Source organism: Nitrosopumilus sp. b1, assembly GCF_014078545.1.
Classification (GTDB): Archaea; Thermoproteota; Nitrososphaeria; order Nitrososphaerales; family Nitrosopumilaceae; genus PXYB01.
The window spans coordinates 96,239-113,923 of the sequence record NZ_MU078723.1 but is presented as its reverse complement, the minus strand read 5'-3'; the positions used below and the strand labels follow the sequence as shown (position 1 = coordinate 113,923).

33 protein-coding genes and 1 tRNA gene are annotated in these 17,685 nt (G+C 34.7%); 3 read left to right on the top strand and 31 right to left on the bottom strand.

The genetic code is table 11. From position 1 onward, the window contains the following. Position 1 precedes the first annotated feature (1 nt). Positions 2 to 409, top strand: coding sequence for a PPOX class F420-dependent oxidoreductase (locus C6988_RS06390; protein ID WP_182134230.1), 408 nt, complete (start codon positions 2 to 4; stop codon positions 407 to 409). A gap of 229 nt (positions 410 to 638) precedes the next feature. On the opposite strand, the gene C6988_RS06385 is transcribed toward C6988_RS06390, so the two are convergent. The 26 genes from C6988_RS06385 to C6988_RS06260 all read right to left on the bottom strand — a co-directional run bounded on the left by C6988_RS06385 (position 639) and on the right by C6988_RS06260 (position 13,311). Continuing rightward, positions 639 to 908 carry a hypothetical protein gene (locus tag C6988_RS06385; RefSeq protein WP_182134229.1) on the bottom strand — a complete coding sequence of 90 codons (270 nt, stop codon included), beginning with the start codon at positions 906 to 908 and terminating at the stop codon, positions 639 to 641. 112 nt (positions 909 to 1,020) lie between these two features. Beyond that, on the bottom strand, positions 1,021 to 1,506 hold the full coding sequence (locus C6988_RS06380) for a DUF4352 domain-containing protein (protein ID WP_182134228.1): 486 nt from the start codon (positions 1,504 to 1,506) through the stop codon (positions 1,021 to 1,023). 302 nt (positions 1,507 to 1,808) lie between these two features. Then, a complete protein-coding gene (locus C6988_RS06375; RefSeq protein ID WP_182134227.1) occupies positions 1,809 to 1,961 on the bottom strand; it encodes a hypothetical protein in 153 nt (50 codons plus the stop codon). 60 nt (positions 1,962 to 2,021) lie between these two features. Continuing rightward, entirely contained in the window at positions 2,022 to 2,462 is a 441-nt protein-coding gene (locus C6988_RS06370) for a DUF2299 family protein (RefSeq protein WP_342752374.1), read from the bottom strand. Positions 2,463 to 2,564: 102 nt separating this feature from the next. After that, positions 2,565 to 2,789, bottom strand: a complete 225-nt coding sequence (locus tag C6988_RS06365; RefSeq protein ID WP_182134225.1) for a hypothetical protein — start codon at positions 2,787 to 2,789, stop codon at positions 2,565 to 2,567. 23 nt (positions 2,790 to 2,812) lie between these two features. After that, positions 2,813 to 3,070: a hypothetical protein gene (locus tag C6988_RS06360; RefSeq protein ID WP_182134224.1), complete on the bottom strand. Its 258-nt coding sequence runs from the start codon at positions 3,068 to 3,070 to the stop codon at positions 2,813 to 2,815. A 161-nt stretch (positions 3,071 to 3,231) separates the two neighbouring features. Then, positions 3,232 to 3,305, bottom strand: a tRNA-Asn gene (locus tag C6988_RS06355). A 69-nt stretch (positions 3,306 to 3,374) separates the two neighbouring features. Next, positions 3,375 to 3,662: a hypothetical protein gene (locus tag C6988_RS06350; RefSeq protein WP_182134223.1), complete on the bottom strand. Its 288-nt coding sequence runs from the start codon at positions 3,660 to 3,662 to the stop codon at positions 3,375 to 3,377. 8 nt (positions 3,663 to 3,670) lie between these two features. Next, complete coding sequence (locus C6988_RS06345; protein ID WP_182134222.1) at positions 3,671 to 4,228, bottom strand: 50S ribosomal protein L6; 558 nt, start codon at positions 4,226 to 4,228, stop codon at positions 3,671 to 3,673. Next, the gene (locus C6988_RS06340; RefSeq protein ID WP_182134221.1) at positions 4,218 to 4,610 is read right to left on the bottom strand and encodes a 30S ribosomal protein S8; all 393 of its coding nucleotides are present in this window, start codon (positions 4,608 to 4,610) and stop codon (positions 4,218 to 4,220) included. Before C6988_RS06340 ends, C6988_RS06345 begins: the two co-directional genes overlap by 11 nt. Positions 4,611 to 4,614: 4 nt before the next feature. Next, positions 4,615 to 4,794, bottom strand: coding sequence for a 30S ribosomal protein S14 (locus C6988_RS06335; protein ID WP_182134628.1), 180 nt, complete (start codon positions 4,792 to 4,794; stop codon positions 4,615 to 4,617). After that, complete coding sequence (locus C6988_RS06330) at positions 4,791 to 5,309, bottom strand: 50S ribosomal protein L5 (RefSeq protein WP_182134220.1); 519 nt, start codon at positions 5,307 to 5,309, stop codon at positions 4,791 to 4,793. Before C6988_RS06330 ends, C6988_RS06335 begins: the two co-directional genes overlap by 4 nt. A 6-nt stretch (positions 5,310 to 5,315) precedes the next feature. Next, positions 5,316 to 6,032 (bottom strand): 30S ribosomal protein S4e, encoded by a 717-nt coding sequence (locus C6988_RS06325; protein WP_182134219.1) that lies wholly within the window; start codon positions 6,030 to 6,032, stop codon positions 5,316 to 5,318. Positions 6,033 to 6,034: 2 nt separating this feature from the next. Beyond that, entirely contained in the window at positions 6,035 to 6,541 is a 507-nt protein-coding gene (rplX, locus tag C6988_RS06320) for a 50S ribosomal protein L24 (protein WP_182134218.1), read from the bottom strand. A 1-nt stretch (position 6,542) separates the two neighbouring features. After that, the gene (locus C6988_RS06315; RefSeq protein WP_182134217.1) at positions 6,543 to 6,977 is read right to left on the bottom strand and encodes a 50S ribosomal protein L14; all 435 of its coding nucleotides are present in this window, start codon (positions 6,975 to 6,977) and stop codon (positions 6,543 to 6,545) included. Continuing rightward, entirely contained in the window at positions 6,977 to 7,306 is a 330-nt protein-coding gene (locus tag C6988_RS06310) for a 30S ribosomal protein S17 (protein WP_182134216.1), read from the bottom strand. Before C6988_RS06310 ends, C6988_RS06315 begins: the two co-directional genes overlap by 1 nt. After that, entirely contained in the window at positions 7,303 to 7,569 is a 267-nt protein-coding gene (locus tag C6988_RS06305; protein WP_182134215.1) for a ribonuclease P protein subunit, read from the bottom strand. The genes C6988_RS06310 and C6988_RS06305 overlap by 4 nt, the downstream gene beginning before the upstream one ends. Continuing rightward, positions 7,566 to 7,769, bottom strand: coding sequence for a 50S ribosomal protein L29 (rpmC, locus tag C6988_RS06300; protein WP_182134214.1), 204 nt, complete (start codon positions 7,767 to 7,769; stop codon positions 7,566 to 7,568). Before rpmC ends, C6988_RS06305 begins: the two co-directional genes overlap by 4 nt. Further along, entirely contained in the window at positions 7,769 to 8,521 is a 753-nt protein-coding gene (locus C6988_RS06295) for a 30S ribosomal protein S3 (protein ID WP_182134213.1), read from the bottom strand. The genes rpmC and C6988_RS06295 overlap by 1 nt, the downstream gene beginning before the upstream one ends. Before the next feature lie 2 nt (positions 8,522 to 8,523). After that, complete coding sequence (locus C6988_RS06290) at positions 8,524 to 8,982, bottom strand: 50S ribosomal protein L22 (RefSeq protein ID WP_182134212.1); 459 nt, start codon at positions 8,980 to 8,982, stop codon at positions 8,524 to 8,526. A gap of 5 nt (positions 8,983 to 8,987) precedes the next feature. Further along, positions 8,988 to 9,383 carry a 30S ribosomal protein S19 gene (locus C6988_RS06285; RefSeq protein WP_182134211.1) on the bottom strand — a complete coding sequence of 132 codons (396 nt, stop codon included), beginning with the start codon at positions 9,381 to 9,383 and terminating at the stop codon, positions 8,988 to 8,990. A gap of 41 nt (positions 9,384 to 9,424) precedes the next feature. Beyond that, positions 9,425 to 9,691, bottom strand: coding sequence for a 50S ribosomal protein L23 (gene rplW / locus C6988_RS06280; RefSeq protein WP_182134210.1), 267 nt, complete (start codon positions 9,689 to 9,691; stop codon positions 9,425 to 9,427). Then, entirely contained in the window at positions 9,688 to 10,500 is an 813-nt protein-coding gene (rpl4p, locus tag C6988_RS06275; protein WP_182134209.1) for a 50S ribosomal protein L4, read from the bottom strand. Before rpl4p ends, rplW begins: the two co-directional genes overlap by 4 nt. Beyond that, positions 10,500 to 11,492 carry a 50S ribosomal protein L3 gene (locus C6988_RS06270; protein ID WP_182134208.1) on the bottom strand — a complete coding sequence of 331 codons (993 nt, stop codon included), beginning with the start codon at positions 11,490 to 11,492 and terminating at the stop codon, positions 10,500 to 10,502. The genes rpl4p and C6988_RS06270 overlap by 1 nt, the downstream gene beginning before the upstream one ends. A 247-nt stretch (positions 11,493 to 11,739) precedes the next feature. Continuing rightward, positions 11,740 to 12,540 (bottom strand): putative RNA uridine N3 methyltransferase, encoded by an 801-nt coding sequence (locus C6988_RS06265; protein WP_182134207.1) that lies wholly within the window; start codon positions 12,538 to 12,540, stop codon positions 11,740 to 11,742. Positions 12,541 to 12,573: 33 nt separating this feature from the next. Beyond that, positions 12,574 to 13,311 (bottom strand): archaeal proteasome endopeptidase complex subunit alpha, encoded by a 738-nt coding sequence (locus C6988_RS06260; RefSeq protein ID WP_182134206.1) that lies wholly within the window; start codon positions 13,309 to 13,311, stop codon positions 12,574 to 12,576. A 53-nt stretch (positions 13,312 to 13,364) separates the two neighbouring features. Here C6988_RS06260 and C6988_RS06255 point away from each other — a divergent pair, with 53 nt between their 5' ends. Further along, positions 13,365 to 13,781 carry a DUF371 domain-containing protein gene (locus tag C6988_RS06255; RefSeq protein ID WP_182134205.1) on the top strand — a complete coding sequence of 139 codons (417 nt, stop codon included), beginning with the start codon at positions 13,365 to 13,367 and terminating at the stop codon, positions 13,779 to 13,781. On the opposite strand, the gene C6988_RS06250 is transcribed toward C6988_RS06255, so the two are convergent. Together C6988_RS06250 and C6988_RS11095 are read right to left on the bottom strand one after the other, a co-directional pair. Beyond that, the gene (locus tag C6988_RS06250) at positions 13,778 to 14,161 is read right to left on the bottom strand and encodes a hypothetical protein (RefSeq protein WP_182134204.1); all 384 of its coding nucleotides are present in this window, start codon (positions 14,159 to 14,161) and stop codon (positions 13,778 to 13,780) included. The genes C6988_RS06255 and C6988_RS06250 overlap by 4 nt on opposite strands. Positions 14,162 to 14,343: 182 nt before the next feature. Further along, on the bottom strand, positions 14,344 to 14,634 hold the full coding sequence (locus tag C6988_RS11095; protein ID WP_220463412.1) for a hypothetical protein: 291 nt from the start codon (positions 14,632 to 14,634) through the stop codon (positions 14,344 to 14,346). A gap of 107 nt (positions 14,635 to 14,741) precedes the next feature. On the opposite strand from C6988_RS11095, the gene C6988_RS06245 reads away from it, so the two are divergent. Next, positions 14,742 to 15,077, top strand: a complete 336-nt coding sequence (locus tag C6988_RS06245) for a hypothetical protein (RefSeq protein ID WP_182134203.1) — start codon at positions 14,742 to 14,744, stop codon at positions 15,075 to 15,077. 16 nt (positions 15,078 to 15,093) lie between these two features. Here the strand turns inward: C6988_RS06245 and C6988_RS06240 are convergent, their stop codons facing one another. The 3 genes from C6988_RS06240 to C6988_RS06230 form a co-directional block, all read right to left on the bottom strand. Continuing rightward, positions 15,094 to 15,735: a Snf7 family protein gene (locus C6988_RS06240; protein ID WP_255464316.1), complete on the bottom strand. Its 642-nt coding sequence runs from the start codon at positions 15,733 to 15,735 to the stop codon at positions 15,094 to 15,096. A gap of 93 nt (positions 15,736 to 15,828) precedes the next feature. Continuing rightward, positions 15,829 to 16,950, bottom strand: a complete 1,122-nt coding sequence (locus C6988_RS06235) for a redoxin family protein (protein ID WP_342752373.1) — start codon at positions 16,948 to 16,950, stop codon at positions 15,829 to 15,831. Beyond that, positions 16,947 to 17,678 (bottom strand): cytochrome c biogenesis CcdA family protein, encoded by a 732-nt coding sequence (locus C6988_RS06230; RefSeq protein ID WP_182134201.1) that lies wholly within the window; start codon positions 17,676 to 17,678, stop codon positions 16,947 to 16,949. Before C6988_RS06230 ends, C6988_RS06235 begins: the two co-directional genes overlap by 4 nt. Positions 17,679 to 17,685: the final 7 nt, after the last annotated feature.

Genomic DNA, 17,685 nt, shown 5'->3' with positions numbered 1-17,685 from the left:
AATGAATTCCAAAGCAATTTCATTACTCAATGACAAAAATTTAGTCTACATTGCAACTTTGATGAAAGATGGCGCTCCTCAACTTTCTCCTGTGTGGGCAAATTATGAAAATGAACACATTCTAGTTAACACTGCAGAGGGAAGAATAAAGCACAAAAATGTACTTCGTGATCCTCGAGTTGCAATTTCTGCTGTGTCAAATGCTAATCCTCTTGATATGACTACAATTCGTGGTACTGTTGTAAAAATAATTCCTGACTATGATTACAACCATGCAGATAAACTTACAAAAAAATATCTTAACATGGAACATTATCCTTTCAAACGTCCAGATGAGAAAAGAATTATTCTTAAAATTAAACCTGAGCGTATTTTTGTTTTGCCTGAATTAAAAATGAATCCAGAGTAAAATTAGTAATGTTTCTAAACTCGAATTTAGAAACATTCAATATCAATAACTGTAAATCTTAACAATACGTAATAGAATCATACGTCCATCAAATGATTCTGGTGTGTATCTTCCTCAGGAAAACAAAAATAGATTCCTTGGTTTTTTTACTTGATACTTGGTGGAATAATAACTGTCATTGTGATTTAGAAATTCTTTTTCTAAAAAAGGGAATAAAGGGTGTAAGCTTTTATCGTCGTCTCTTTGCTGTACGACGTTTAGCTCCGCCCTTTCTTGCTGCGGTGCGTCTCTTTGGAGCTGCTCTTCTAGCTGTTCGTCTCTTTGGAGCTGCTCTTCGAGTAGTACGTTTTCTTGATGCTGCTGCTTTCTTTGCAGCTGCACTACGTTTTCTTTTTGCTGCTGCTTTCTTTGCAGCTTCTGCTTTTAGTTTTGCATTGCGCTTTCTGGTGCGAGCTGCTTTCTTTGCAGCTGCACTTCTTTTGGCTTTTGATGTTGCCATTAATAATTTCGGAATTTCTTACGCCTTATGTAGTACAAGTCACTTTAATTTGCTCAACTAATGTATTTTTTTGACATTTTTTTTATTACCGATCAGAAATTATTGTAAATTTTTAACAATTTAACATACAAATAATTCCAATATCCATCGAGTTTTGGTCTTTTGTTGCTCTAATTCCTATTTTGTATTGTTTTGTATCATCAAAAGGAATATCAAATTGCGTAGTCCAGGTCTGTGTTTCTTGAGGTTGTAATTCATACGTTAGCAAATCTTCTTTTGAAAATTTACCATAAACTGGTTGTGTTTTTTGGTTATTTTCATCGATGATGTAGAACTGTCCTCCTGTAATCTTACTTGGTTCGTTCCCAAGATTTTGTGCATTTATTCGAATTTTAAAGAAACTGTGCTCAGGTTTGGTTTCTTTATCTCCTTCAAACTGCCCTTCATACTGTACAACATAAACAATTGGCCCAATCTGGACCTTTTCCCCCTCATTTGCGTAGACAAAGTTGGTGTTAAACATGGTAAAAACATAGATTGCAATGCCTACTGATGCCAAAATTGCAACAAAAAATACCACCAAGCCAACTCTTACCATAAAAGATTCGTTGAATTTCTTGTATATAGATGGTAATTTAGCATCAAAATAGGGGGTTTAGCTTTTGTTCCTAGGATAAAATAGTTGGACATCTTTTACTGGGTAATCTAGGTGGTTTTGGGGTTGCTTGCTGTATTTGGGAAGGATGGTTAAACCCCCCACAAAAATGGCATATTTTGAAAAAATGACCTCAGTCACAAATTGATGGAAATACCACGGGGGTTTAACATCTAGGCATAAAATGAAAAAATTTGAAAATTACAAAATTTTGGTTGATTTTTAGAATATGGAATTCTAGAAATCTACTCTTTTTCTAATTTTATGGTAATTTTTGAGCGTTTTACATTATCTGCAGTTTTTAGGACTTTGCTTACTAGCCCCATACTTGCCTTTGTGATCTGCCCAACAGAAATCACCATGGTTTTTTCTTTTGAATTGATTCTTTTTGATTTCATGAATTTCTGTATGGATTTTTGAATATAAGGTCCACGAAGAACTGATAAGTTATCCATTTTCTAAAAAGTCTTCACCAAAAATTGTGTCATTTTTTCACTCATCTCAACTACTCTTTGTAGTGCCTCAAAGAATGAGTTCTGATTAAACTGCTCTTCTTTGTCCAATACTACATAGACTCCTACTTTCTTCTTTCCGTCTTCATCAATGAATCTATGTACTGCCTGCAAAGAATAGCAGTAATCCTCTACTTTTTTCTCAAAATTTTTCTTTTCATCATCATTTAGTTTTAAAAATCTGGCATTTTGGTTGTTTTTTAGTGCAACTTTTGCGCCAATAACTAGTACATTTGGTTGTGACTTTGGCTCAAAAATTTCAACTGGATTACCAAAACCCCCGACATGTTTTATTGTCATTTTGAAAATATCATCATCACTCTTTGTATCATTAAAGGAATAACTCTCATGAATCAACCATCTTTCAACATTATTTCTTATCGGCATGCCTGTCATTTGTTTGTCCTACATATTATTGAAGATGTATTCTAAATGATAATTTTCACTATTTCTAAATTCGAGTTTAGAAACATTCTTAATTTAGCGTGATTACACATTAATGCCAAAACCATTATCAAGCTGACTGAGCTCAAATGCAAACAAGATGTTGAGAATAATTCCTATAATTGCAAATCCTATTCCTATGAACAAACAATTTTTTGCTTTTCTTGGATCATCTTTTCTAATGACAAAGTAAGCAATTACTCCACCAATTAGGCCTAGAAAAATTGGTAACATATACCACCAATTACTTCTTGGCTTTTCTGGATACATTATCATTACAAAATTCTGGACGTCTATGAACTTTTTGGCTTTATTGCAACCTTTTTTTGTTCTTGTGTAATCTCAATCTCTACTGTCTCTAATGGATCATCTACTTGATTTCGTCTGATTGAAAACATCTTTGGTTTTTCGAAATCTTGGGTACAGTCTGGACATGCATAAACCAAAACCCTGTGTTCATTTGGTGCCTTTGGATTGGATAATCGTGGGTAATAGACTAGTCTTGCTCCACAATCCACACAATATCTGTTGGCCCTTCTAGTTCTGGCCAATGTAAATCTCCTGCATTATTCCTTATGTGCGATCAATTATTAGATCCATACAGTCTAATTGAGTAAACAATTTGGTGTTGTTCGATCACTATTATGCCTCTGAAAAATCATTCAAGCTTTGAAATGAAATTGTTTCTAAATTCGAGTTTAGAAATATTAGGCGCCGCCCGACAGACTTGAACTGTCGACCATCCGATTAACAGTCGGATGCTCTACCACGCTGAGCTAGGGCGGCATAGATTTGTTCCTTGATAAAAGCGATTTAATCCTTACGAACTTCATTTTTAGACACTAAGAGACGAAATTAGTTGAATTTTGCAAAGAATTCCTTAATTTCTTTGGCATGTTTTTCAACAAGATCTACAATCTCCATGTGCTCTTCTTTTGATGGTTCACGTTTGTGAAAAATCTGAAATGCACTTAATGCAGAACCCACCATCTCTCCAACAAAAAAACCACACAAAAAATCTCCTGTCCTTTCAACATCCCATATTTGACTAATTCTTGGTGAAGCTCCTGCGTTTTTGTAAAGTTCTAATGTTTGTTCTATTAGAAAATTGGTCTGCTTTTCAAACTCAGAATCTAGAGTCATGAAAAATTTTACTTTTCGATGCCAGAAGTTTTCTCAAAGATATAGATACCATCAAGAAATACTCTGTGATCTTTTCCTTTTACCTTTGTTGCTTGTTCAATATTTGCAGCCGTTTGGGTTACTTCTGTTAGTACATGTCCGGTGATAATTACGTCTTCACCTTTTGGATTTACTTTTGTTTTGCCAATGATTTGACAAACTCTTGCAGATCTTTCACCTTGAAAGTTTTCAATCAAAACTTTATCGTCTTTTGTTTTAACTGTGATTGGAAAGTGTGCAAACACAACTTTCATCTTGATTGTATATCCAGAAACTACTCCTTCGCAAAGTCTTTTGATAATTGAACGAGATGTGTTTAGAATTGCATAGTCTTTTTTTCTTGTATCGAGTGCTTTTAAGGAAACGTTACTTCCTTCCACTTTGATATCAACAGGAATTTTTTTGAAGTTTTTGTATGTTTTACCCAAAGGTCCTTGTACAAGTAACATATGTTTATCTAGAGATACTTTTACTCCTTCAGGAACTTTAACACTTGTTGCAAATTTTTCTAATTGTTTAGTAGACATATCCTATCAAAAATCCTCCTAAATCTTTACTTGCCGCCTCATGATGTGACATAACTCCTTGATTTGTAGTTACCAATAGCATTCCTCTATCATATGATGGGAGATATTGTTGTTCCCATGCTGCATATTCGTCTTTTTTGACTTTGAATCTTGGTGAAATTGCACCACATTTTGTTATCTTTGCTAATAGTGAAATTTTGAACTTGCCTCCTCTTTTATCATCAATATGCTCAAACTCCCCAATGTATCCGTCTTTCTGTAGCACCTTTAGTACATTAATTCCTAATTTTGATGTTGGATACACTAGACATTCATTCTTCCTTCTAGCTTCAGTATTGTATATTGTGACAAACAAGTTTGCAAGAATATTAGTTGCTGGCATAATATCACCTAAGTTTCTTAAATCCCAGAGAATTTGCAACTTCTCTAAAACATCGTCTGCATATCATAAGATCATATTTTTGAATCACCGCAGTATAGTCACCACATCTTTTACACCATTTAGAACCTCTTCCAAATTCATGCTTTTTTCTTCCTGTGTGTTCATATGATCTATCTTTCATTATACTATAACAGCTCCAAATTCATTTTCCATAAACTCTTTTGCCTCATCCTCTGATATTCTATGTGTTTTTCCAACACTTGCCTTGTGTTTGCTTCTTTTTCTAATATTATAACCTGGTCTTGTGAGATTTACTGCAACATCTAATCCTAAAATTCCAATATTTGGATCATATTTGATTCCAGGAATATCTATGTGTTCTAGAATTCCAAAAGAAAAATTCCCAAAGTCATCAAAGGATCTTCCTTTGATTTGATTTCCTTTTGCTTGTAATAGTCTTTTTAGTAATTCCTCTGCATCTTTACCTCTAATTGTAACTGCAACCCCTATTGGTTCCCCTTTTCTAACTCCGAAATCTCTTTGTGTTTCTTTTGCATCTCTTGCACATGATTTCTTACCGGAGATTTGATCAAGTGCTTTCTTTGCAACGTCAATTGCATCTCCTGATTTACCTACCCCCATGTTTAATACCACTTTATCAAGTGAAATTTTCTTCATTATGTTTTCAGTTTGAGACATATTTTATCACCGAATTTGTAAGACTGGTTTGTCTTTCCCTACTGCCATGATAATGTCTGTTGGAATTTCGATTTGTCTTTTGCCAAGTTTCATTGATGCCATTTTTGGAAGAATAAAAGTTCCCTCTTTAATCTCTTCTATAGTTCCAGTCTGACCTGTGTTTGCACCTCTTGTAACGATTGCCTGACATCCTTTTTCTAATTTAATTATCTCAAGTATTTTTTGTTCTGGAACTTGCATCAAACAGGTATCTCCAACATTTACTTTTTCATCTGAAATCATAGAACGTCCGTCATGGAATCCTAATTGGGTCCTTCCACCTCTAATGGTAGTTTTACTAATTACTCTGCAAAGTTTTTTTGTCTTTTCTGATTCGTTTATCTTGATAGGCTTGAGTACTGTACCATCTATTGGTACTAGGCGATAAATATCTGAAACATTTTCTAATTCGACTACGTCCATTAACCCAATTCCATGATGAAGTGATTTTCTTTTGACTCCGTCTACTGTAACTTTTCCTCCGTAAATTGCAGATTTTGATTCTCTTAAGCTAGAAGTCATCTTTAATGTGTCCCTCAAAAACACAGCTGATGGAATAGATGCTTCTTTAGAGTGTGGGCCAGGTTTTACAGTTACTACAAATCTCTTGTCTTTTCTTGTAATTCCCCAGAAAAGAGGCGCCATTTGTCGTTTTAGTTTTTTACTGCCTGCTATGCTTACCATGATTATTCACTTTTCTCCTTTTTTTTAGCTGGTTTTGATTCTTTCTTTGTTGGTTTCTTTTCGGTATCTATTTTCTTTTCTTTTGGTGCTTCTTTCTTTGGTTCTGGTTTTTTTGCTTCTTCCTTAACTTCCTTTGGCATTTCCTTTTTCACATTTTGTGGTTTTTTACCTTCTAGTTTGGACATTCTCCAACTATCTGATGTGTTTAATGATGTGATCATGATATTTGATGTGTGAATTAAAACATCAAATTTATCCCCTTGTCCTTTCTCTTTTTTAATTCCTTCAATTGCGACACTGTTTTGTTCAACTGAAACACTTGCAACTTTACCATCTACATCTTTGTATTCTCCACGAATTACTTTGACAGCATCTCCTTCAATTATTCTGACACTACGTTTTCCATATTTTTTTCTTAATTCTTTTGATAATGTTGATCCTAATTGACTACTTCTTGTAGTTAATGATGCGCGATAAATCTGGTTATTTCTCATTTTAGTTGGTTTCATTTTATACCACCATTGATGCCAAATTAGCTAACCTTGGCCATTTTTCAGAGGCTTCAGCTGCTACTGGTCCTTTAATGTCAGTTCCTTTCATTTCGCCTTCAGGTGTCATTAATGCCGCTGCATTATCTTCAAAGGCTACTCTTACTCCGTTTAGTCTTCTAATTGGATACTTTTGTCTGATGATAACTGCTCCATAGATTTGTTTTCTGAGTTCTGCAGGTCCTTTCTTTACTACTACGTTAACAAAATCTCCGACTGCTGCAGCAGGTAATCTTGAAACACGAGTTTTAGTTTTTTGTACCATGACTATCTCTAAAATTTTAGCTCCGCTGTTGTCTGCACAGATAATTTGAGCCCCAACTGGCAATGCTCGTGTAACATATGGTCTAAATTCTGCTACTCCTTTTGCTTTGCCTCTACTTCTGCCCTGCGACATTACTCTTTAACCTCCACAACAACAAATGCTACTGACTTTGACAGTGGTCTGCATTCTGCTGCCAGCACTTTGTCTCCTTGTTTTACATCCAAGTTTGAGGGCACATGTGCATGTATGCTGCTTTTGCCTCGTGCATATCTTTTGAATTTACTGAAGTAAATTGGTGATTCTTTTTCAATTACGACTGTGTTTTTTGCATTTGCTTTTACAACGGTTCCTTCAAATAATTTTCCACGAATTGCCAATGTTCCATTAAATGGATTTTTCTTATCCCCTGCTTCTGGCTCTTTTTCAGGTGTCTTTACTGGTAATCCTATATTTCTAGTCAAATCTTTATCCTCCATCGATCCTGTGGTTTTTTTGCAATTTGATTTCCATCGAGTATGATTTTTTCATTTTTAAAATCAAATTCCCATTTGGAATTTTCTTTAGGAAATTTCTTATCCCCTGCTTCTGTCTTTAATGTGAACATTGATTTTGTCTCATCGATAATGATTCCATTCTTGGTTATGATTTCTTCATTTGTTGATTCTACAATTTTGGTGTGTAGTCCAATCATTTCTGATACTGCTAATAATTCCTGTTTACTCATTGTTTCTTCATCTCATTTAGTCGTGTAAGAATTCTTGCAATGTCTCTTCTAAGTGGTTTTAATTTTCCACTCTCTTTACGTAATGTTCCCTTTGATGCATCGGTGTATAGTTTTAACAACTCAGAGCGTGATTGTTGAAGTCTGTCTTTCAGATCTTTTTCATTTAGTTCTCTAACTGTCTTCATTTTAATTCTGGCCATTACTTGAGTTTCTCCTCCTCTTCATCTAACAATTCCATCTCTTTGATCTTTTCTTCTTCCATTGCAATCTGTTCTGATTCTGTTCTGGCCTTCTTTTCAGCAGCAGTCTCGTCTCTCATCTTTCCAGTTAACTCGTCTTTGACTTGGTGCTTCTTTGCTTTGGATGTCTTTAATTCAAATTCTGGTACGAATTTCTCTTTTCTAGCAATTCTTATTCTAATTCCTATCAATCCCATGGCTGTTTTTACATGTGCAATATCTTCTGCTACTATGACATCTGCATGATGACCTGCACGTGGTAATATTCCGGCAGTGTGTTTTTCAAATGCTGAACGGTCTCCTCTTAGTTTACCTGAAATTGTAATTTGAACTCCCATTGCTCCATTATTCATTATCTGTTGTAATGTCCACATGGTGGCCCTTCTAAATGCAGTTCCTCTTTCTAGATGAGCTGCCATTCTGTTGCACATCACACTTGGTGATAACTCTGGTTTGTCAATTTCGACTACAGATATTTGTGGATTCTTTAATTCAAAGTCTGATGCTAATTTTTCTGTAAGTTCCCTAATACCAACTCCTTTTCTACCGATTACTATCCCTGGTCTTGTAACATGTAAAGAAACTCGTGTACCTGTTGGTGTCTTTGATATTTCTGCATGTGAAAATCCTGCCTCTTTAATTTGCTCTCTTAGGTAATCTTTTAGAAGCATCATGTTGTAGTTGTCTTTAATTACATTTTTTACTGCAGACATTTCTATACTTCCTGAGCCACCAGCTCTACATGTGTTAATACGTTATTCTTTGGAGTTGCTCTTCCCATTGCACGTGGGGTAAATCTTTTGATTAGTATTCCTTTATGAGAAGTTGCATTAACAATTTTTAGTCTATCTAAATCCATTCCTTTGTACTCTGCGTTTGATTCTAAGTTGTCTAATAACTTGATAAATTCAAGAGCAGTTTTTTGTGGATATCTTCCTGCCATCACTCCAGGATCTGAACGGTGACCTACGTTTGTTTTGTATCTTCTAAATGGAACTGCACGCTCTTTGTTTATTACATTTGTAAGATAATCTCTTGCTTTTTCAATTGTCATTCCCTTGATTTGTTTTGCTACTTCACGTGCATGTTTATGTGAAATTTGTTTTTCACGTAGTGAAGCACGAACATGCTTTGTTGTATCATAATTTTGAAATGCGTAATCGAATCTTCCCATAATAATCACTTTAGTGGTACATACAAACTTGAACGTGATGCTCCTACACCTGGTGCACCATGTGTTACTCGCTTATTTGTAATGACATACTCTCCAAGATAATGTCCTATCATCTCTGGAATGATGGTGACTGGTCTGAACTCTTTACCTGAAAAAACATTTACAGTAACTCCGACCATGTATGGTAAAACAATCAAATCCCTAACGTGGGTTTTAATGGCGTTTTTTGACTTTCCTGCTTTGGCGGCTTTGATTTCTTCAATCAATTTTCTTTTGCCGTCGGTAATGCCTCTAGTAAGGGATCTTCTCTGACGTGAATTAAACAATTTGAATAGATTTTCCAATGAGAGTCCTTCTAATTCCGTTAACGGCATTCCTCTATACTCGAATTTCTTAACCATGCATACACACCTTTAGTGAAACTTGAAATTTTGCGACCATATTATAGCATTCCTATCTTTGTAGCCAAGTCGCGTGCTTTTTCGGTATCTGAAAACTGAACAAATGCCTTTTTGCCTATGTTTGTTCTTGCTGTGTTTACTTTGACTGCTTTTTCATTGTATAATGTAGAAACAGCTTCAATTATCTCTGGTTTTGATGCTGATTTTTCAACAATAAAACAAATTTTACTTTCATTTTCTACCATTGCAAATGTTTTTTCAGTAATGTATGGTCTCAATACAATCTTTGTTGCCTGTTCTAAATTCATTTAACTTTCACCATGATCTCCATATGTGTGGATTTTATCTTTGACATTTCTTCAATAGCGTTTTTTGAATAAACTGTTAATCTTATTGGATCAGAACCTGGAGCTAAATCTAAAACACTGAGCTGATTTGCTGTTCTTACTTCTACTCCGGGAATACTTCCACAAGCTTGTGCAATTTTATCTGCAGATTTTGTTACAAACAGTATGCTTTTTCCAATCTTTTTACTGCGCCCTCTTAATGCAGATTTACCAGTACGTGATTTTCTTTTTGATAATCTTTCTACATCTTGTGTCAGTTTTAAACTGTCTAATACTTTGAGTAAGTCTTTGGTTTTAGAAATATTTTCAATCTCATTTGATACTACCATTGGAAATGATTCTATACCTTCTATCTTATGTCCTCTTTTTTGAATCAATTCTTTTGATGCGGTAGCTGCTATTGCAGAGCATAAAGCTAATTTGTTTTCTTTTCTGTTTATTTTTTTGTAAATTACCTTTTCAACTTTAGGTGGATGTGCTTGTCTTCCTCCTCTTACTGATGCAACTCCTCCTGCTTCTCCTTGTCTTCCACCGCCTCCTCCTCTCATTCTTGCAATTCTTGCACTACCATGTCCTGTTGGTGGATCATTTGAGCGAGCTACTACATCCATGCCTGCTGTGGGATGAGTACCTTTTGGTTGGTAGTGATGAGTATCTAAATTCACATATGCTTTGTGAATCAAATCTTTTCTGATTGGTGTTTCAAAAACTTGTGGAAGTTCTACATCTCCATCTGCTGAACCAGTAATTGATAATACTTTGACTTTCATTACACGACAATCTCCAAAATATTTGGTTTTGTAATCTTTGGTGGAACATTACGTACTTGAGATCTTAGCTTGACCATTCTCTTGTATGTTCCTGGTACTGAGCCTTTTAGAACAATGTAATCGCCTTTTACTAATCCAAAATGTTTGTATCCTCCTTCGGGATTTATCTCAAGTTTTTTGTCATCAGTGTTATTCATGATTAGAATTCGTTTATCATATTCTACTCTTTGATGTAATCCCATTTGACCTGCACGAGGAACTGTATACATGACGTTTTGTGGAGATATTGGTCCTAACGAACCTAGTTCTCTAACAGTTTTTCTTGATTTATGCTGTTTCTTTTTTGCCCCATATCTTTGGATAACTCCTTGCCATCCTTTACCTTTTGTAATAGCTGCAACATCAACACTTCCACCTAACTCAAAAACTTGATCAATCTTCACTTCTTTTCCAAGTAATTCTTTTACATAGTTAAACTGCTTTTGAATGTCTCCACCTTTGATTGCTGCTTCAAAGATGTATGGCTTTTTTTGTTCAATACCTATAACGTTAGGAGATACTGCAACAAGTGCAAAAATTTCTTTAATTCTGCCCAGCATTTTTTCTGCTTTTTCTAAAGCCCCCTCTTTATTTTTCAATGAGATATGTTTTGCAATGTACTTTGGAATGTCTTCTGAATAAACATCAAATTCTGCGTGTAGTCCTGTTGTGCTATTTGAGTATCCTCTGATACCTAGAACTGTAATTGGTGGTGTAACTAAAACAGTGCCTAAACTAACAAGCTGCTTTCCATGGTTTGGAGTTTTTTCTCTATCGTCAATACTTACGACTTGTATGCATCCTGCCTTGAATCCTACATGGGCAAGTAATTTTGGCTCTTCTGAATTTACTTCAGGCCAAGTCCTTATTCTGGCTTCAAAGCTTTTGGCACGACCTCTAGGTAAATATGCCAGACTTCCTCTACGTGGTTGACTGTTCTTTCTATGTCCCATGGATAAAGCGAAAATGTCGTTAACCCCATTATATACCTACAAGTCAAGATCCCATGAATTTTGGGATGTTCAATATTAATCACAAGCAAACCCGGTGATTGATTATGGTGATAACAAATTGCTTGTCATAGAAATTATTGAATATCCTCCAATGATGACACCAGTTATGCCTACTATAATTGCTAAAAGAAAAAAATTCTTTTTTTCAGGCATGAATTCCTTTATAGGATTTTAATTTTAAATGTATTTAGAGATTAATGATTGATAAAGTACCCAGAAGGGCTTCTTCAATACGTACGGTCTCTGTTGCTTGACTTGGGAAAAAATTATAGACTTTAGAATTTTGCAACGAATTGATCTTATTTCCAAGTAACTCGTAAACTCCACGATCAATTGCTCCAAAAACTATCAAAATTGGGTCTGTTTCTTTTTTGTACTCCTGAATTTGTTGTGGTGTGATAGTTTTTCCTTTTCTTGAAGTAAGAATTGTCTTCCCATTCCAAGTTCTGATCAACTCATGAAGATTACTTCTTTCTTTTATCATGTATCCCCAATATTGTTTTACTTCCTCTTTTGTAATCTCTTTAATTGAAAAATTTGGATAACCTGTTTTGAATTGAACAGTTGCACGCTTTCCGATATCGTTTTTTCCAAAGTATGGAATTAATTCGTTAATTCCTATGTCTACAAATCTTTTGCCTTTAAACGGAACTATTACTCCCTCTCGAATATCTCCTGATTTAATTATTTTTGGATTGGCAGGAGTTACATGGCTAGGTATCTTTAATGGATGAAGAACTCCGGCATATTTTAACTCGTTTACTTTCGGAAATAATCTTTTTCGAAGAAATGGTGGTGTTTCAAGATATTTTAAAATGGTAACGAGAGTTGTTTTGTCTTGTTTTGAACCGTTATCCTGGTAGATGTAAATGTAATTGACACTAAAAATTGCACAAGCTCTTGCAATTAATGAAATCTTTCTTGACTTGTCTAAAAGTGTAGTTTCATCAGAGACACATGAATCAGGTATTGCTATTGAAAGATTCACTTGTTAACTCACAACATCTTGTTTTTATGAAATTTATGAGTTTGCAGGATACTTTTCTTTAGCTGTTTTTGCATAAGTAGCTATTTGTTGAGCTGATACAATTTCAAATTGTTTTGTTGCTGTTTTAATGTGTGCCATACGTATGTGGTCTGTACCTTCTTTGTCATCACTTGCCAAGTATATTCCAGCTGTGGCTAATGCGGAAGCTTCATCTAATGATATCTCTGGTTTGAAAGTTTTTTCCAAAAAGTCTGTTACTTGATCTGAGTTTGAACCAATTGCAACTGCATCATATGAAATGTATGTTCCACTTGGGTCAGTAAGATACAATTGACTTTGTCCCTCACTGTCTACGCCACCAAGAATTAATGCTACTCCAAATGGTCTGACTCCTGCATATTGGGTAAATTGTTGACATTGATCTGCAAGATGTTTTGCGATTGTCTCTACATCGACTGGTTCATCATAAATTAACTTGTTACTTTGTGAGAAGAATCTGGCATTGTCTACTTGACTTCTGGCATCTGGTATGTATCCTGCTGCAGCTACTCCCACATGTTCATCAATCTGAAAGATTTTTTGTGCATTTTCTGATATTTGCAGTTTTCGTGGTTTTTCTTCTACTGCAATGACAATTCCTTCTTTGCTTTTTACTCCCACAGCTATGGTTCCACGACGAACTGTTTCAATAGCATATTCTACTTGATATAATCTGCCGTCAGGTGAAAATACTGTGATTGCCCTGTCGTAACCTTGCTGTGCTGGTAGCATTTCGATTTTTTTGATTTGTACGTTATTATTAAGTCTAGCCTCATACTGTGACCGTGAAATATGATATAGAATTCTCAGGTCATCAAAATATTAGATCCCTCCATCAAAGAACTATTGAGATAACAAAAGATTCTTCACTTACTCCTAGTGGTGATTGTATTATTGGTGTAAATGCTACAAGTGCATGTAGTGAAATTCCTGAAGAATTAAGAAAAAAACTACAAGATCCTAAAACTATAATAAAATTTACTATATCTGTAGGTGATTATGCCTTTGTTATCCATGGAAGAGGACATTCTGAATTATCTCTTACGCATACCCACGACATTGTAATTAGAAAAAGCGAATTTGTATGTCCTCGAACTCTTGCAGTAGGCTGCGATAAAGCATCTGATTCTATTCCGAGAGAAATGATAAAATTATTACAAGATCCTAAGTGTAAAGGTATTTTCTCAATTGAAGTGGATTAAAAGCCCAAAGGTTGAATGTTTCCATTAAGGGATAATCCGCATTCTTCAATCTTTAATTCCAATTTTTTCATACAGTCTTTTGGAACTGCAATGCAAAATGGAATGAATTCTCGTTCAACTCCGATTTTATTTATTACAGCATTTGCAAAGTCTTCGAATTGTTCTCTAGTTTTCTCCGAATCTAATTCTTCACAAATTTTCGCTTCTCCAATGTTGTATGTGTCGTTGTCCATATGATATGCTATTACATCTGGTTCATGAGAACCAATTTTTTCACATTTTTGAAAATCTCCATAATCTGCTGAAATAATTTTGTAACCATGTGAGTCATAATAGTCAATCAACCCTTTTACAAGCCTTTCATGCTCGGAATTAGTCATGATAATTTATTCTGAAATCACAAATCACATAAAGTTTAGTATTGTTGGAAAGTAAGTAGCGTTTGAAACTTAAGGCCGAAAACGATTGTTATACGACGACAGCTTCTCTCGCTAATTATTGATACTCAAAATATTATCTATTTCTTAGTATGTTCATCACGCACACACCTGCCTTTTGAGAACTAAAAGATGACCAAATAGTTTGAAAAATCACACATCATTAGCGTAATAACAAAATTTGTAGTTAAATCTAGTCTATCAAATCTCCCGTGACCCCAATGCCCAACATTCTCGTTTATGGGGGATTTGGTGGATCTTTTCTCAATTAAATTGAATTTTATAATGTAAAATGCACTTTTGGTTATGGGATTAAAGTCAAAGTTATTGGTTGTATTGCCTCTGGCGATATTTGCGGCTATAATTTTTGGATATGGAATGTATAATACAATATGTAAAAATTCCCACTTAGACATATTCAATTGTTGATTAATTTTTGAATTAAATTTAGTAGAAAAATCATCACATGTTGTAAAAACCAGTTTAGCATGAATTTCTTATGTTCTAGTGAATTACTCCCACCATGGAGAAAAAATCCCTTGAACTAACAGTAAATGAGGATCTTACTGATTTACAAGCAAAAAAAATTCGTGAGTATTTTCGTGATGTTCCGATCGATGAGATTCTTTCTGGATTAAAATTTGCAAAAAATAGATGGTCTGCTAAGGATGCCGGAATCTTGAAAGTTGGAAGAAAAAGTATCATACAAAAAGAAGTTCATTCAGTTACTTCGGAACAAGCACAATGGAGATTAAAGAATTGGAAGATGATGATTGCAAATTATCGAAGACGTGGTTATAGCTATCCGACAATTTCTAGAATAAAAAAAATTTTAATTCAAAAAAGTAAAAAGAAATAATTTTTTCTTTAATGTTTTAGATTAAGGCCTCTCTGGCAGCGATTTCTTTTCTTAATTCTGCTGGAATCTCTGGGAACTTTGATTTTGCCTCTCCTTCAATTACTGAGTGTGCTTCTTCTAATATTGCAAGAGTTTCAGCATTAGATGAGTGTGTTGGTGATAATAACTCATCACTTCCAACTGCTGATCCTGATAGTACGTCTCCTAGCATTTGTGAAAGATCCTGCATTGATGCGTTTGCTTCTGGCATTAATCCTCCTAATGATGTGCTTAGACCTTTGATTACAGACATGCATGGACTTAGTGTAACTACTACATCTCCTAGTTCTGAAACTGTGTTTAATCTAATCTGAATTTGCTCCATAGCTAGTTTTGCTCCTCCAATCATGTTGTTCATTTTTCTAATTTCATGAAGTTCTGATGCGTATGCTCTTGCATAGGCTACATTGTTTGTTTTTTGAGCCTCGACAATTTTATTGAAAACAAAATCATGCTTTTTCTTTAGTTTTCCATGAATAGAATCTAACTTTAAAATTTGAATCTCTAATTTTCTTTGCGCATCATCAATTTTGCTTTTTAGTGGGGTATCTGGTTTTACTTTGTCTAGAACCTTCTGTGACAAGTTCGTTTTGTTTGAATCCGTATTCCATTTTATCAAGTCTTATTTCCCCGCTAATGCTTGAAAAATTTCTTTTAAAGAGATCTGTCACCTTAGGTGTTGTCACTCCGGTTACACAATATGATAGTTACACTACCCGAACGTAAATGTGTAAATTTCAAATCCCGGTTTATCGATGTAAATTTCAAGTAGATGCGATGATGCAATATCGCTTTTTATTATGTTGTATAGCCCATCTTCTGAAGTATTAAGAATTCCTTCAGTTGTAATGTCTAATCCCATATGCTCTGAAGGAAGTAATGCCCCATCTAGTTGTATTCTAAGTGTAGCTGGGTTTGCAGTGACAATATTAACCTCCTTTGCATGATATGGAAGTTTTATTATTCCTGAATCTGATACTATCTTCATACTTCCTTCCAAATTAGTCCATGTACCTTCTAGATAGAAATGATGTTGTTCTAGCTTTTCTGGCATTGTGTACGAAATATCTTGATTAGGATGAAATCCCTCTGAATTACCTAGTTGATTCCTTCCTTGGGCAAATTTGTATCCAAAGTACAACTCGGGCGTTCTAAAGGCAGAGTGCTCAAATTCTTCCAATTCTACAAGTTGTTGGGCTGAAGACACTTGTAATCCAAGATTCATTGCCCTTTCTTTCAAAAGTTGTTGAATAACTTTCTCTGTTTCCTCATAGGCTCCTTCCCCAATGTGATCATATCTTATGTATCCTTCATTATCTGCAATGAATTTTCTGGGCCAATATCTGTTTTCAAATGCTTTCCAAGTCTCCCAATCATTATCTAATACTACTGGATAATCTATACCGTGTTTTTCTACTGCCATTTTTACATTGTTCAGATCTTTTTCAAATTCAAATTCAGGTGAGTGAATGCCAATAATTAACAGTCCATCATCGGAATATTTTTCATCCCATGCTGTAATGTATGGCAAGGTCCTAATACAATTAATACATGAATAAGTCCAAATATCATATAGGACCACTTTATTTTCAATATCTTTTTCTAATTGCTCAGGGGTCGTATTGATGTATTCTGCAATGCCAACAATTTTTGGTGCTTTCTTAAATTTTGATTTATCAATTGTTGTAGTCTGCAATTGATTATCATCATGAGTTGAATTTGGTTCAAACTCTGTCTCTAGGGTTGATAGCCATACACTAATTCCTACAATTGCCACAATTATTACTCCTGCATAAACCAAAGCTGTTTTAATTGAACTGTCCAATTCTGTCACCCTAGTAACACCAATTCATTTAGAAGCGGAAAGTTTGCTAATAGAGCAAGTTGGTTTGTAAAAACTAGAACTCCAAGAATGATGATAAAACTACCTAGGATTAGTGAGTAATATTTTAGATGTTTGCTCATTGAACGTATAATTCGAGTTGCCCTAGAAAAGAACACTCCCATTAGAATGAAGGGAATTCCTAATGAAAGTGAATATACTAATAGTAAATTAAATGCAAATGCTGGTGTAGTTGCTGCTAGCGTTAGAATAGTTCCTAGGATTGGCCCAACACATGGAGTCCATCCGGCCGCAAATGCTAGTCCAAAAACAAACGATAATGGATAGCTTGTTTTGGTTCTTTTTGGAAAGAATTTTTTTTCAACATTTAACGATTTAATTTTAGATGATAAGACTAAGAATAGCCCAAAGCCTACAATTATCACTCCGCCAATTTGATTAAAACTATCAATAAAATCAAATGCATTAGAAAGTGTACTGTTGATGATAACGCCTATAGTAGAAAAAACAACTGAGAATCCTAGAACAAAAAATATTGTGTTTAAAATCACATTTGTACGATTAATTGTAATTGTTGAATTTCCATTTTTTTGTGCTAATTCTGATACTGTTGTTCCTGAAATGTATGCCAAAAATGCTGGAATCATAGGAAGAATGCATGGAGCAACAAATGATCCTAATCCTGCAAGTGCCGCTATAGCTAATGTTACCTCAGTCATAATAGAA

Excerpts from the sequence above, each read along its gene's own strand:
- C6988_RS06390 (WP_182134230.1), top strand. The coding sequence starts at position 2 with ATGAATTCCAAAGCAATTTCATTACTCAATGACAAAAATTTAGTCTAC.
- C6988_RS06385 (WP_182134229.1), bottom strand. The coding sequence starts at position 908 with ATGGCAACATCAAAAGCCAAAAGAAGTGCAGCTGCAAAGAAAGCAGCT.
- C6988_RS06380 (WP_182134228.1), bottom strand. The coding sequence starts at position 1,506 with ATGGTAAGAGTTGGCTTGGTGGTATTTTTTGTTGCAATTTTGGCATCA.
- C6988_RS06375 (WP_182134227.1), bottom strand. The coding sequence starts at position 1,961 with ATGAAATCAAAAAGAATCAATTCAAAAGAAAAAACCATGGTGATTTCT.
- C6988_RS06370 (WP_342752374.1), bottom strand. The coding sequence starts at position 2,462 with ATGCCGATAAGAAATAATGTTGAAAGATGGTTGATTCATGAGAGTTAT.
- C6988_RS06365 (WP_182134225.1), bottom strand. The coding sequence starts at position 2,789 with ATGTATCCAGAAAAGCCAAGAAGTAATTGGTGGTATATGTTACCAATT.
- C6988_RS06350 (WP_182134223.1), bottom strand. The coding sequence starts at position 3,662 with ATGACTCTAGATTCTGAGTTTGAAAAGCAGACCAATTTTCTAATAGAA.
- C6988_RS06345 (WP_182134222.1), bottom strand. The coding sequence starts at position 4,228 with ATGTCTACTAAACAATTAGAAAAATTTGCAACAAGTGTTAAAGTTCCT.
- C6988_RS06340 (WP_182134221.1), bottom strand. The coding sequence starts at position 4,610 with ATGCCAGCAACTAATATTCTTGCAAACTTGTTTGTCACAATATACAAT.
- C6988_RS06330 (WP_182134220.1), bottom strand. The coding sequence starts at position 5,309 with ATGTCTCAAACTGAAAACATAATGAAGAAAATTTCACTTGATAAAGTG.
- C6988_RS06325 (WP_182134219.1), bottom strand. The coding sequence starts at position 6,032 with ATGGTAAGCATAGCAGGCAGTAAAAAACTAAAACGACAAATGGCGCCT.
- rplX (WP_182134218.1), bottom strand. The coding sequence starts at position 6,541 with ATGAAACCAACTAAAATGAGAAATAACCAGATTTATCGCGCATCATTA.
- C6988_RS06315 (WP_182134217.1), bottom strand. The coding sequence starts at position 6,977 with ATGTCGCAGGGCAGAAGTAGAGGCAAAGCAAAAGGAGTAGCAGAATTT.
- C6988_RS06305 (WP_182134215.1), bottom strand. The coding sequence starts at position 7,569 with ATGAGTAAACAGGAATTATTAGCAGTATCAGAAATGATTGGACTACAC.
- rpmC (WP_182134214.1), bottom strand. The coding sequence starts at position 7,769 with ATGGCCAGAATTAAAATGAAGACAGTTAGAGAACTAAATGAAAAAGAT.
- C6988_RS06295 (WP_182134213.1), bottom strand. The coding sequence starts at position 8,521 with ATGTCTGCAGTAAAAAATGTAATTAAAGACAACTACAACATGATGCTT.
- C6988_RS06290 (WP_182134212.1), bottom strand. The coding sequence starts at position 8,982 with ATGGGAAGATTCGATTACGCATTTCAAAATTATGATACAACAAAGCAT.
- C6988_RS06285 (WP_182134211.1), bottom strand. The coding sequence starts at position 9,383 with ATGGTTAAGAAATTCGAGTATAGAGGAATGCCGTTAACGGAATTAGAA.
- rplW (WP_182134210.1), bottom strand. The coding sequence starts at position 9,691 with ATGAATTTAGAACAGGCAACAAAGATTGTATTGAGACCATACATTACT.
- rpl4p (WP_182134209.1), bottom strand. The coding sequence starts at position 10,500 with ATGAAAGTCAAAGTATTATCAATTACTGGTTCAGCAGATGGAGATGTA.
- C6988_RS06270 (WP_182134208.1), bottom strand. The coding sequence starts at position 11,492 with ATGGGACATAGAAAGAACAGTCAACCACGTAGAGGAAGTCTGGCATAT.
- C6988_RS06260 (WP_182134206.1), bottom strand. The coding sequence starts at position 13,311 with ATGCTACCAGCACAGCAAGGTTACGACAGGGCAATCACAGTATTTTCA.
- C6988_RS06250 (WP_182134204.1), bottom strand. The coding sequence starts at position 14,161 with ATGACTAATTCCGAGCATGAAAGGCTTGTAAAAGGGTTGATTGACTAT.
- C6988_RS11095 (WP_220463412.1), bottom strand. The coding sequence starts at position 14,634 with ATGTCTAAGTGGGAATTTTTACATATTGTATTATACATTCCATATCCA.
- C6988_RS06245 (WP_182134203.1), top strand. The coding sequence starts at position 14,742 with ATGGAGAAAAAATCCCTTGAACTAACAGTAAATGAGGATCTTACTGAT.
- C6988_RS06230 (WP_182134201.1), bottom strand. The coding sequence starts at position 17,678 with ATGACTGAGGTAACATTAGCTATAGCGGCACTTGCAGGATTAGGATCA.